General features: G+C 63.8%; 9 protein-coding genes and 1 pseudogene. 2 read left to right on the top strand and 8 right to left on the bottom strand.

The window, feature by feature from the left end; all coding sequences use genetic code 11:
* A pseudogene (locus tag NR187_RS07630) lies at positions 1-1,744 on the top strand (ATPase); the annotation flags it as partial.
* A 7-nt stretch (positions 1,745-1,751) separates the two neighbouring features.
* On the opposite strand, the gene NR187_RS07625 reads toward NR187_RS07630, so the two are convergent.
* From NR187_RS07625 to NR187_RS07610, 4 genes are all read right to left on the bottom strand, one after another.
* The gene (locus tag NR187_RS07625) at positions 1,752-4,601 is read right to left on the bottom strand and encodes a winged helix-turn-helix domain-containing protein (protein ID WP_256806180.1); all 2,850 of its coding nucleotides are present in this window, start codon (positions 4,599-4,601) and stop codon (positions 1,752-1,754) included.
* Positions 4,602-5,205: 604 nt separating this feature from the next.
* Entirely contained in the window at positions 5,206-6,144 is a 939-nt protein-coding gene (locus tag NR187_RS07620) for an aldo/keto reductase (RefSeq protein ID WP_256806179.1), read from the bottom strand.
* A 92-nt stretch (positions 6,145-6,236) separates the two neighbouring features.
* Entirely contained in the window at positions 6,237-7,733 is a 1,497-nt protein-coding gene (locus NR187_RS07615; protein WP_256806178.1) for an MDR family MFS transporter, read from the bottom strand.
* Positions 7,730-8,875: an HlyD family secretion protein gene (locus tag NR187_RS07610; RefSeq protein ID WP_256806177.1), complete on the bottom strand. Its 1,146-nt coding sequence runs from the start codon at positions 8,873-8,875 to the stop codon at positions 7,730-7,732. The genes NR187_RS07615 and NR187_RS07610 overlap by 4 nt, the downstream gene beginning before the upstream one ends.
* An 81-nt stretch (positions 8,876-8,956) precedes the next feature.
* On the opposite strand from NR187_RS07610, the gene NR187_RS07605 reads away from it, so the two are divergent.
* Complete coding sequence (locus NR187_RS07605; RefSeq protein WP_256806176.1) at positions 8,957-9,661, top strand: TetR/AcrR family transcriptional regulator; 705 nt, start codon at positions 8,957-8,959, stop codon at positions 9,659-9,661.
* Between the two features lie 173 nt (positions 9,662-9,834).
* Here the strand turns inward: NR187_RS07605 and msrA are convergent, their stop codons facing one another.
* The 4 genes from msrA to NR187_RS07585 form a co-directional block, all read right to left on the bottom strand.
* Positions 9,835-10,350: a peptide-methionine (S)-S-oxide reductase MsrA gene (msrA, locus tag NR187_RS07600; protein ID WP_211384781.1), complete on the bottom strand. Its 516-nt coding sequence runs from the start codon at positions 10,348-10,350 to the stop codon at positions 9,835-9,837.
* 37 nt (positions 10,351-10,387) lie between these two features.
* Positions 10,388-10,837 carry a cupin domain-containing protein gene (locus tag NR187_RS07595; RefSeq protein WP_256806175.1) on the bottom strand — a complete coding sequence of 150 codons (450 nt, stop codon included), beginning with the start codon at positions 10,835-10,837 and terminating at the stop codon, positions 10,388-10,390.
* A gap of 20 nt (positions 10,838-10,857) precedes the next feature.
* Positions 10,858-11,280 carry an OsmC family protein gene (locus NR187_RS07590; RefSeq protein ID WP_007601290.1) on the bottom strand — a complete coding sequence of 141 codons (423 nt, stop codon included), beginning with the start codon at positions 11,278-11,280 and terminating at the stop codon, positions 10,858-10,860.
* A 108-nt stretch (positions 11,281-11,388) separates the two neighbouring features.
* Positions 11,389-12,237: an enoyl-CoA hydratase/isomerase family protein gene (locus tag NR187_RS07585; RefSeq protein WP_256806174.1), complete on the bottom strand. Its 849-nt coding sequence runs from the start codon at positions 12,235-12,237 to the stop codon at positions 11,389-11,391.
* Positions 12,238-12,257 lie beyond the last annotated feature (20 nt).

The raw sequence follows: 12,257 nt of genomic DNA, 5'->3' as shown, positions 1-12,257 counted from the left end.
GGCCACCGCCGTGCCGCGGCACCAGACCCTCGCCGCGGCCCTCGACTGGAGCTACGATCTGCTGCCTGCCGCGGAGAGCGCCACCTTGAGACGCCTGTCGGTCTTCGCCGGGCCTTTCGCGCCGGAGGCGGCTGCCGCGGTCGCCTCCGGTGACGGCTTCAACGCATCCGAGACTCTCGAAGCGATCGACAGCCTCGTCACCAAGTCGCTGATCTCGCCGTCCGGCGTACGGACGCTGCGCTATCGTCTGCTCGACACCACGCGCACCTATGCGCACGGGAAGCTCAGCGAACTCGGCGAAACCAGTCAGTTCGCGCGCCGCCACGCCGAGCATTTTCGCGATTTTTTCGCGCGCGCGGAGGCCGACACGTCGACGCCGCTCCCGGAATGGCTGAGCATCTATGGCGCCGAGCTGGACAATGCACGCGCGGCGTTGAACTGGGCCTTCGGATCCGAGGGCGATGCGACGCTCGGCATCGCGCTGACGGCGGCCGCGGTCACGCTGTGGGTGCGCCTTTCGCTGTTCGCCGAATGTCGCGAGCGCACCAGAACGGCGCTCGCCGCGCTCGGCGACAACGGCGACCACGACCGTATCCGCATGCAGCTGCTGTCGGCGCTCGGCTGGTCGCTGATGTATGGCGAGGGCCGCGCGCGCGAGGCGCGGCCGATCCTCGAGACGACCCTCGAGCTGGCTGACAGGCTCGACGACAAGGATTTCCGGCTGCGCGCGCTCTGGGGCCTGTGCATCGACCAGTTCAACAACGGACAGTTCGGCAAGGCCCGCGCGCTCGCCGATCGCTTCGCGAATGCAGCGGCGAACTCGCCCGACAAGACCGATCCCATGCTGGGCGACCGGTTGATGGCCGTCGCGCTGCATTATCTCGGGGACCAGAACGAGGCACGGCTGCGCATCGACCGGGTTAATGCGTCGCTGCATGTGCTGGCGGAGAAACCGAAGATCTTTCCGCTCGACCTGCGATTATCCACGCAATATTTCCGCGCCCGCATCCTGTGGCTTCAGGGCTTCGCCGATCAGGCCCAGGCGCTCGCCGCCAGGAACATCGAGGAAGGTCGCGCCAATGGCCATGCCCTGACCTTCTGCAGTGTATTGGGCCAAGCCACCTGCCCGATCGCCTTCTGGTCCGGCGATTTCGATGCCGCCGAGCGCCACGGCACCGAGCTGCTCGAACACACCGAGCGCCACGCCATCCGGCTATGGGGCTTGTGGGCGCGGGCCTTCAACGCCGCGGTCATCGTAAAGCGCGGCGACGTCGCGACCGGCCTGCCCCTGCTGCGCGAGGAGCTCAATCGTGCCGGCGATGCGCGCTTCCTGCCGCGCTTTCTTCCTTTGCTCGGCGAGCTCGCGGCGTGCTTTCTGGAGACCGACCAGGTCGACCGCGGCCTCGACGTGATCGAGGACGGCCTGACCCGCTGCAACGACCGTCAGGAGCTCTGGTATCTGCCGGAGCTGATCCGCATCAAGGGTGAGTTGATGCTCAGGAGCGCGCGGCATTCCGGGGATGCCGAGGCGCGCTTTCGAGAGGCCATGGACATTTCCGTCCGGCAGGGCGCAAGATTCTGGGAGCTGCGCTGTGCGATTAGCCTCGCGCGCTACATGATGGCGACTGGCCAGAATGCAGAGGCTCTCGCGGTCCTCGACAATGTCTGCGCGGCGTTTGCCGAAGGCGCAGACATCGCCGACATGCGCGCTGCCCGCGGCCTGATCGCACAGATGCGAGCCTGACGCCGCGTCAGCGCAACCCCGCCAGCAGCCGCTCGGCGGCCGCGAGATCGGCTGTCTCGAACCCCTCGGTGAAGCGCAGGAACACGGGTTCAAGAAGCATTCGGCCACGCTGCGGTTGCCCTTGGTTGGCGAACAATTCGGCGAGGTCAATGGCGGTCCGCAGCTCCCACGCCAAGGTGCCCTGGCGCCGGCTCAACTCAAGTGATTGCAGCAGGCAGGATTCCGCCGCAGCAGCATCGGCCTCCGGCTTCGAAAGATGCACGCGCCCGCTCAATCGCAACAGCTCCGGCTTGGAAAACGTGTCGCCGGCGGCGTCGACCCGATCGATCGCCTGCTGGATCAACGTCATCGCTTCCGTGAACTGACCGATGGCCATCAGGCCGCGGGCCAGCGAAATGTTGAACTCCGTGACCAGGAGGCCGTGACGGGCGGCGTGGACTCTCGCCATGGAGCCACGCAACGTTTCGACCCCCGTTTCTGCATCACCCTGGTAAATGGCCAATTGTGCTCGCAAGCCCCGTCCAACCGCAGCATTGGGGCCGAGCGAATGAGCTTCGGCATGGGCCAGGAACCAGTCGATATGCGCTTCGGCACTCGCGAGGTCGCCGGTCCAGAAGAATACCCCGATTGCAAACGTCAAGGCGCCTGTCAGTGCGACCGGATGATCGGTCACCTCCTTGAGCGTATTGTGCACCCGCTCCACCGACTGGGCCGGATAGCCCTGCAACCAAAGCGTTCTCGCGAGCTGAATGCCCGGCCGGTAGTGCCGATCGGCCGCCAGATAGATCGGACTGATTTGTTCAGGATTTGGCTGATGCCTCACCGCCGCCTCCAACTCGAGACGTGCATTGGCGACATCGCCCTCGAAGAGAAATGCTCTCCCCAGCAAACTGTGGGCAAACGCCTTTGCCGTCGCGTCGTCGATCCCGGCGGCGACGACGGACGCCTGCTGCGCATATTGAAATGCGGTCTTGAAATCTCCGCCGCGCACGTGAAGCACGTGCAATATTCCAAGCAGTCCCATTTGCGCAAGGCTATCGCCGAGTTCCTCGGCGATAGCGAGGCTCCTATGAAAGGCCTCTTTCGCGTCGTCGGTTTTCCCGTTGACGTTCATGAACGAGGTCGCAAGGCCCGCCTGAAGATGCATTTCCTCGCGGCTGCCTCTGCTCGTTTCGTCAAGGGCCTGGATGGCACGGAGCGACCAACGATGGCATTCGGGAAGCAGCGACATTGCCCAGAACACCGGCGCGGCAGCGGCCGCAAGCCTCACGCCAAGATCAGCATCGCCGCCGGCGCCAAAACACCATTCCAGGCCCGCACGAACGTTGTTGAGCGCAATGAAGTGGGGCGCGCGCTCCGCGGCCGTAGCAAGGATCGGCCATTTGAGCCCTGTCGTCTCCAGCCATTGCCGGTAGTAGTTGGCGTGGCGAGAGTGAAGATCGGCGAAATCGGCAGCTTCGAGGTTATTCTGCCGGGCATAGGCCCGCGTCGTGTCCAGAAGCTGATACCGCATCAGCGTTCCGGCAGGGCGAACCGCGATCATGGACTTCGCGACCAGCCCGTCGATGGCACCAAGAACAAGCGAACGATCTACGGTCGCGGTCGTGGCAACCCAAAGTGCCGCGTCGATCGTGAAGCTTCCGACAAAAACGGCGAGTCTACGCAGCACGACCCGCTCGACTTCGGACAGTAATCTATAGCTCCAATCCAACGTCGCCTGGAGGGTCTTCTGCCGCGCCGGTGCACCGCGCAACCCGCTCCATGAGAGCGTCAGGCGCTGATCGAGCAGTGCCGCCGTCTGATGCACGCCATAGGCCTCGATACGCCGTGCCGTGAGCTCGATCGCCAGAGCGACGCCGTCGAGCTTGCGGCACATCTCAGCGACGGTCGCCGCTTCCGCATCGCTGAAATCGAGCTGCGCGCCGCTCGCCAGCGCGCGATCGAGGAACAATTGCGTAGCCGGAAAAGTCTTGACGACCTCCGCAGAGAGTTCGCCGTCTGGTGGACACGCGAGCGGCTCGAGCCGGTAAACGTGTTCGCCCTGGGCCTGAAGCGTCTCGCGGCTGGTTGCCAGGATGTGGATCTGCGGCGCGGATGCGAAGATCAGTGAAGCAAGTACGGCCACGGCTTCGATCAGATGCTCGCAGGTGTCGAGTATCAGCAGGATCCGCTTGTCGCGCAGATATGCGACCAGGCTGGACGTTGCGTCATGGGACTGCACGGACAGTCCAAGCAGCGAAGCGATGACCGTTGCCACCAGATCGGAATCGTTGAGCATGCTGAGATCGACGAAGAGTACCGCGCCGGTGAAGCGATCAATCAACTGATGCCCGACCACGACCGCGACGGTCGTCTTGCCGACACCGCCGGAGCCAACGATGGTGACGAAGCGCTCCCGGTCGACCAACACCGAAAGGCTTTCAAGGTCCTCCTCCCGATCAATCATCCGAGACAGGCGGACCGGCAGGTTGGCATGCTGAAAGCCGGGCTCGGACGCTTTGAGCAGGGGCGTCTGCTCGACCGATCGCAACACCGGCGCGACGAAGCCATAGCCCAGTCCCGCCGACGTCGTGATGTAGCGGACACCGTCCTTGCCGTCACCGAGAGCCTTGCGCAGGCTGGCGACGTGAAATCGCAGGCTGACCTCTTCGACGGTGACGCCCGGCCAGACTCGCGCTATCAGATCGTGCTTGCTGATGATTTCGGCCGGGCGCGACAGCAGCGCGATCAAAATATCGAACGCCCGGGCACCAAGCTCCACAGCGACGCCGTCCTTCGTCAGCAACCTTTCGCTTGCTGTGACGCGAAACGGGCCGAACGACAGTATCTCGTTGCGTAGCACCACCGGCGTCTTCATCGGCCCCGTGTTCTTATTCAGTGCGCGCGAGGCCGATCCGTTTCTCTCGGCCCAAATCCAGACCGCCCAGGATAGCAGACCGTCGTTCGGGCCAGCAACCAACCGGCGCGAAGCTCTCGCTTGCGACCATATTCGCGGCCTCACGCAAGCTTGAGTTGAAATGGCACATCTCACGGTTGATGTGAAGCGACGCGAAAGGCGATCTCGCCATGGGTAAGGTCCATCAGTCCCTTCCGATCCCTCCGAAAAAACAGTCACAGTTTCTGCCGCCGGCGACGATTATCTGGGCGCGTCACGAGACAGCCACGACGGAGATTTCTTCACTTTGCCGCCGCTGCGACCATCCTTCCAATCCTGCCCCGCATCGCCCGAACGCTGGACTATCCGGCGCGACCGACAATCGGGAGATCAATGCCGCGATGGCGCAGCCGGATCTGAGGACTCAGGCCACGAACATGGGCGGAACGATTCTTGCGGGATCGCCGGGCGACTTCGGCAAGCTCATCGCAGATGAAACCGGGAAATGGAGGAAAGTCGTGAAACTTTCCGGTGCCAGGGCCGGAATAGCGACCCCGAGCGCGGGGTCGCGGTTGCTCGGCTCAATTCAAGTAGCCCGGGGAATAAATCCGGGCACGCCGGTCTCGACCACCGCGTTGAACCGGACATTCGTCGTGATCCTGTCCCGCATCTGGCGCATAGCGTCTTCAGGCAACGTCGAGATATCGAAATTCTCCTGGATGCGCCTGGGATTGGTCGAGGTCGTCAGGAAAGCCGTGCCGCGCTGGACAGCCCATGCCAGGGCAACCTGGGCCGGCGTCTTGTGCATGCGCTCCGCGATGGCGGTGATCACCGGGTCGGCCAAAAGGTTTGGCTCCATGGCGTGTCCCAGCGCCGCAAACGCCTGCAGGACAATTCCATGCTCGCGGCAGAACTCGAGCAGCTCCCATTCGGGGAGATACGGATGCGATTCGACCTGCACCATGGCCGGCCTGATCCGCGCGACGGCAACGATCTCGCGCAGCTTCTCCAGGGTAATGTCCGACAGGCCGATCGACTTGCAGTGCCCCTCGTCGACGAGGCGCTCCAGCGCGTGCCATGTCTCCGCCAACGTTACGCCTGAATCATAGATGACGCGGCCGCTCGCGTCCCTCGGATCCTGCTCGTCACCGGGCTGAAAGGCGAAGGGCGTATGGATGATGTAGCAGTCGATATCGTCGAGTTTCAGCCGCCGGCGGCTGGCGTCGAAGGCAGGCTTGATCCGCTCCGGCCGATGATTGGTGTTCCATAGCTTCGTCGTCACGAACAGGTCCTGGCGCCGAAGCGTGCCCGCCCTGAACGCGTCCTGTATCGCATCGCCGACGGCCGCTTCGTTGCGATAGCGCTCGGCACAATCGAGATGTCGAAATCCGGCCTCCAATGCGGCCCTGGTGGCCTGCCTGGTCACGAGCGGATCCGGAATGAGCGTGCCAAATCCCACCGCGGGAATCGTGCCGGACCCACGTGTGGGAATCTTTGTGTAGCGAAGTGAATCGGAGATCGTCATGGTAGGCTCCTTTGCTTGTCTGCGTCCCCGGCACCAGCGGGGCACGAAGTGATCGAAATTGCCGATGCGATGTCATTCACGACTCCCCGGCGTTAACCGGCGGGACGCGGCTTACGGAGAAAGAATACGAGCGGGATCACGACGAGCATGGCGAACATCAGGATCTCGAACTGATCGATGACCGCGACCGTTGCCGCCTGACGCGTGACCATTCCGTTGAGCGCGACAAGGGCCGGCTTCCCGATCGGGCCCGCAACGTTCGCCGCGACACGGAAAGGCGTGAGGTGTTTGGCAAGCGCTATGTGCACGGCCTGGGTGTTGGCATAGAAGAAGAGCTGGACCACCGCGATGCCGATGGTGCTGCCATAGAGGCGCGACAGGTTGATCATCGCGCTGCCCTCCGGCCGGAGCTTCGGATCGAGCGTGCCGAACGCAGCCCTCGCGAGCGCCGGCAACAACATGCCGAGACCTGCGCCCTGGAGGAAACCGGCTTCGACGACCGGCCGCCAATCCATCGCGGGCGAGTAGCCGAGCATCAGCCAATTGGCATAGATCACCAACGTCATTCCACCCATGAGGAACGGCCTGTAGTCGACCTGTCCCGGAACCAGGCTCGTCAGCACCAGCGCGCCCATCAGCGCCACGCCGCGCGGAATGGTCATGTAGCCGGTGGTGTCGACGGGGTAATTGAGCAACTCCTCCAGCATCGGGGACGTCAACGCCAATGTCGGCAGCAGGACGAAGCCAAGCGCGAAGGAGATCACCGTCGAGAGGACGAGATTGCGATCCCTGAATAGCGCCGTGCGGAGAAAATGTTCCTTCTTCGTCAGAACGTGCACGATGAAGAGATAGAAACCCAGCACCGAGGCGATCGCTTCGCCCCATATCTCCGTCGATGCGAACCATTCGAGGCGCTCGCCGCGGTCCAGCAGCATCTGTAGTCCGATCATGCCGACGGAGAAGGTCGTGAGGCCAAAGAAGTCGAAGGGCTGGCTTCGTTCGACCCGCTTCTCGCTCAGCAGCAAGGCCATCGTCAGGAAGATGAAGGCCGTCATCGGCAGGCTGAAATGGAAGATCGACGGCCAGCCGTAATATTCACTGAGCCAGCCGCCAATGGCGGGGCCGGTGCTGATGCCGAGCAGGGAGCAGACGGTGGACACCAGGCCCATCCGCGCGTGCCGCGCCGGTGGCGTCACCTCGAGCAGGATCGCCAAGGAGAGCGTCGCGAGCGGCCCGCTCGCCGCGCCCTGGAGGATCCGCGCCAGCACGAACTGGATCGACGTCGTTACCAGCGTGTCGAGGACAAGACCGAGCGTGAAGATGGCGAGGGCAGCCTGATAGACCGCCTTGCGGCCATAGCGCCCCGCGAGCCACTGCGTGACCGACATGGTCACGGCACTTGCCGCGATATACGAGGAGAACACCCAGCCGACCTCGTCGTTCGCCATCGAGAGCGTCGCCTGAATATGCGGCAACGCCGCGTTCGGTATCGAGATGTTGACGGCCTGCATGTAGGTCGCCATGAGCGCCGCCGCGGAGATCGCGTGGTGACCGCCGGTCGCCGCGGTCGATGGGAGGGGCGTACTCATTTGACCTCCGTCGCAAGCGCGCCTTGGAGCAAATGCGGCCAGCTTCGGCGATGGCCGGTGTCGACCCGCGCCGTCACGCTGATGCCCGAGAACAGCGGCCGCGTCGGATCGAGATCGTCGAGCTCGAGGCGCACCGGCAGCCGCTGGACGACCTTGACCCAGTTTCCGGTCGCATTCTCGGGCGGCAGGATCGAGAAGTCCGAGCCGGTGCCGGGGCTCATACTGACGATATGCGCCCTGAACTTGCGATCCGGATAGGCGTCGACGTCGATCGTCGCCTCCTGGCCCGGACGCATGTGGGTCAAGCCGGTCTCGCGAAAATTCGCCTCGATCCAGATGTTCCGGCTAGACATCAGCGAGAACGTCGGCGCCCCCGCGTTGACGAAGCCGCCGATCTGCAAGTCGTCGACCTTCGTCACGATACCGTCGTCGGGCGCAATCACCGTGGCGTAGGAGAGATCGAGCCGCGCACGGTCAAGCTGGGCTCTTGCCGCGCGAACTGTCGGATGACGATCGGCATCGATATCGGGATCGCCGTTAAGCGCGACGACCGTGTTGGCGATCTGCTGCTCGATCGATGCCATGCGATGGCGGGCGACCTTGAGATCGGTCTCGGCCCGTTCATAGACCGCGCGCGGCGTAAAGTCGGAGGCGACCAGCATCTTCTTGCGATCGAACTCACGTTCGTCGAAGGAAGCCGATTCCTTCGCCGATTGCAGTTCCGCCTGCTGCTGGCGGTAGGTCGCCTTGAGGGAGGCGATCTGGAGCCGCGCACTGCCGAGCCGCGCCTCGGCCTGATCGACTGCAATCTGATAGGGCTCCGGGTCGATTCTAAACAGGACCTGGCCCCGTCGCACGCGCTCGTTATCGCGCACGGCGATCTCGACCGCCTGGCCTGACACCCGCGCGTTGATGGTCACCTTGGCAGAACGCAGGAACGCGTCGTCGGTCGAGACATATTGTTCCTGCGCCAGATACATGACGGCGCCGAACACGGCGGCCGCAGTCGGCAGCGCGAGCATCAGGGGCCGGCGCAGCCGCCTGCCAAGGTCCGCTCCGAACAATGGCGCAGCAGCCTCGCTCCCGCGGAAGCTCCTGCGATCGCCCAACCAGCCGGCGATTGGCGCAAAATTCAAGCGCATCGTAAGGCCCTCGTCTTATCCTTTTCACTAACGATCGTTACAAATATTGTACTCCGGTGCGCCGATCAAGGTGCGCGGCCATTGATTTTTATAACGATCCATACAAATATATGTGTGAAACATCGCAACCAGGATTTTGGCGATATGGCACGGAAGAAGAGCGAAACGGGCCCGGCGCGCCGCGGACGGCCGCCCGCCTACGATGCAGAGACGGCCCTCAAGCGGGCCACGGAGACGTTCTGGCGGACCGGCTATTCCGGCACATCACTGGACAAGGTCGCCGCCGCGACCGGCATGAGTCCACCGAGCCTCTACGCCGTGTTCGGCAACAAGCACGCGCTCTATCTCGAAGCGCTCGCGCGCTATTGGGAGATGAGCCTTGCCGCAACGCGTGAGGCCCTCGCCGGGGACCTTCCCTTGGACGAAGCCTTGATGCTGGCCTATGACGCTGCGCTGTCGATCTATTTTTCCGGCAAGGGAACCGCGCGCGGCTGCTTCGTGGTGGGAACCGCGGTGACCGAAGTGGCAGAGGATGCAGCAATCCGGAACAGCGTAGCGGCGGGACTCCGCGCGATCGATGCCGATTTCGAGGCCCGCTTCCGCCTTGCCCAGGACAAGGGCGAACTGAAGCGTGATGCGGATCCCGCTGCGCTTGCAATCCTCGCCTCAGCCACGATGCATACCATCGCCATTCGCGCCCGCGCCGGCGCTCGCCGCGCCGAGTTGAGGGAGCTTGCCCGGAAGGCCGTGGACGTGATCTGCGATTGCCGGACAGAGGTGCGCTGAGCAGCGAGGCGTTCTCGGCTCGCGAGCCGGTGACGGTCGGGAGCGATTCTTCCGCGCAATGAGATGACTTCAACCGGCACACTTGCATTCCTCGTCAACAAATGGCCGCCGTCGCGAGCGGTTCGCAAGCCGGACCCAGCCGGGCTCTCCCCGGCAATTTGTAACGGTGCGATCTAGCCTCCCGCCGCCGCCGCCCGACGCGGCAGCTTCCAGCCGGGCCGGATGAAGTGACAGGTGTAGCCGTCCGGATAGCGCTCGAGATAATCCTGGTGCTCAGGCTCGGCCTCCCAGAACTCGCCGGCGGGCGTGACCTCGGTCACTACTTTACCAGGCCACAGTTGCGAGGTCTCGACATCGGCGATCGTGTCTTCCGCGATCCGCTTCTGCTCGTCGCTCGTCGTGAAGATCGCCGAGCGATAGCTCGTACCCCAGTCGTTGCCCTGACGGTTGAGCGTGGTGGGATCGTGGATCTGGAAGAAGAACTCCAGCATCGTTCGGTAGCTCGTCTTCGCCGGGTCGAAGATGATCTCGATCGCCTCGGCGTGGCCCTCGTGATGGCGATAGGTCGCGTTCTTGACCTCTCCGCCGGTGTAGCCGACGCGAGTCGAAATCACACCGGGCTGCTTGCGGATCAGATCCTGCATGCCCCAGAAGCATCCTCCGGCCAGAACCGCGCGCTCTGTCGTCATTTGATCCTCCATTCGTTCAGCCGATATCCCCGGCGCTCTACCTGGCAACTGCATGGAGGCGCGGGTCATCATCGTCGTCGTGATATTCGAGGCCCAATGGGCCGATGGCGTAGACCTGTGTGACATATTCACCGGACTTCGCCCAATGGAAATGCCAGGTTTCGCCGGGCAGCACGATCACGCTACCGGGCGGGTAGGCCTTGACATCGTCGCCGTCGAAACGCTCGCCGAGTCCGATATAGAACACACCCGACATGACCGTGTAGACGCGGTCCTCCGGATGCTTGTGTGGCATCAGTTTGGTACCGCCGGGCACCTTCACCCGGACCACGTAGGGTCCGGGTTCATTGGGATGACCGACGATCACGGCCAGCCGCGCCCCGGATGGAAACGCCGGGAACGGCAGCCATGCGATATCCTCGGGCAGTATCGCCCGAAACCTGTCTTCGTCCGGCTGATGTTGACGGGACGGATCTTGACGAAGCATGGCGCCGCTCCCTGTGTTGCCTAGGTCAATTTGGCATCGAGCGTGATCGCGGCGTTGAGAACCTTCGACACCGGACAGTTCTTCTCGGCCTCGCCGGCGATCCTGGCGAAGCCTGCGTCATCGAGGTTCGGCACCTTGGCGCGCAGGGTCAGCGCGGACTTGCTGATCTTGAAGCCCTTGCCTTCCGGCTCCAGCGTGACGGCGGCCTCCGTCGAGAGTTCGTCCGGCGTGAAGCCGGCGAGCTGAAGGCCGAACGCCAGCGCCATGGTGAAGCAGCCGGCATGGGCCGCCGCGATCAACTCCTCGGGATTGGTGCCCTTCTCGTTCTCGAAGCGGGTCTTGAACGAATAAGGCGTTGCGGCGAGCACGCCGGATTCGCTCGATAGCTGACCGGTGCCGTCGCGACCGGTCCCCTTCCAGACTGCTGTTGCCTTGCGGATCATCTCAATTCTCCTTGTTGATTTTCAGCACCGGCGTCCGTACCGGAGGAAAGCGACATTGGCACGACCGCCTGTCGCCATTCCAACCGGCCAAGCGCCGCGGCGGTTCCGTCAGGCCCCAATCTGGCCGACGTGGAAACCCAGGCGATTCTCCACGTCGCCGGCGCGGTGGAAGCCACGTGCCATCAACGCCTTGATGCGGGTCTGGCTCGCGGGGCGGCCGAGCGCGGCCAGGAACGCGTCCCATTCCGGCTTGATCTCGACATCCGGCGGCAGGCTCGCGACGTCGACGAGACGCTTGGTCTCGGCAATGGCGTCCTTGTCGAACGACGCGATGCGCATCGCGAGCGCCTCGACGAAACCGTCGAGCTCGGCATCGGGCAACGACCGGTTCACATAGCCGTAGCGCTCGGCGAGATCGCCGTGGATGTCGTCGGCGCCGAGCAGCACTTCGAGCGCGCGGCCGCGGCCCATCAGGCGCGGCAGCCGCGCCATCGGGCCGCCGCCGGGCACCAGGCCCGCACCAACTTCCCATTGCGACAGGATCGCCTTCTCGCGACTGGCAAAGCGCATGTCGCTGGCGAGCGCGAGCTCGCTGCCGACGCCGGTGGCGCGGCCCCGGATGGACGCAATGGAAACGACCGGCGCGCGACTGAGGCGAACCAGCGCGTCGGGCAGCGCCTGCAATCCGGTCGGTCCGGGCGGGATACGAAGCGAATCCTCCAGCGGCGCGAGGAAGTCGTAATGCGTGATGAAGAAGCCTGCGACGGCGCTGTCGAAAACGACGACTTTCACCTCCGGATCGGTCTCGACCGCCGTGACGATGTCGTCGAGTAGCGGAAGATGCTTCGGGCCGAATATGTTCACCGGCGGCATGTCGAAGGTGACGCGCCAGTAGGACGGCAGACGGCGTTCCAGACGAATGTCTCCGGTCGTGAAATTGCGTTCGGGACGGTTCATGATTGTAACTCCTGATGTCG

The sequence above is a fragment of the Bradyrhizobium sp. Bra64 genome, assembly GCF_024519875.1.
GTDB lineage: Bacteria > Pseudomonadota > Alphaproteobacteria > Rhizobiales > Xanthobacteraceae > Bradyrhizobium > Bradyrhizobium japonicum_G.
Note: the sequence above shows the minus strand (reverse complement) of the source record. Positions and strands in the feature narration are given on the sequence as shown.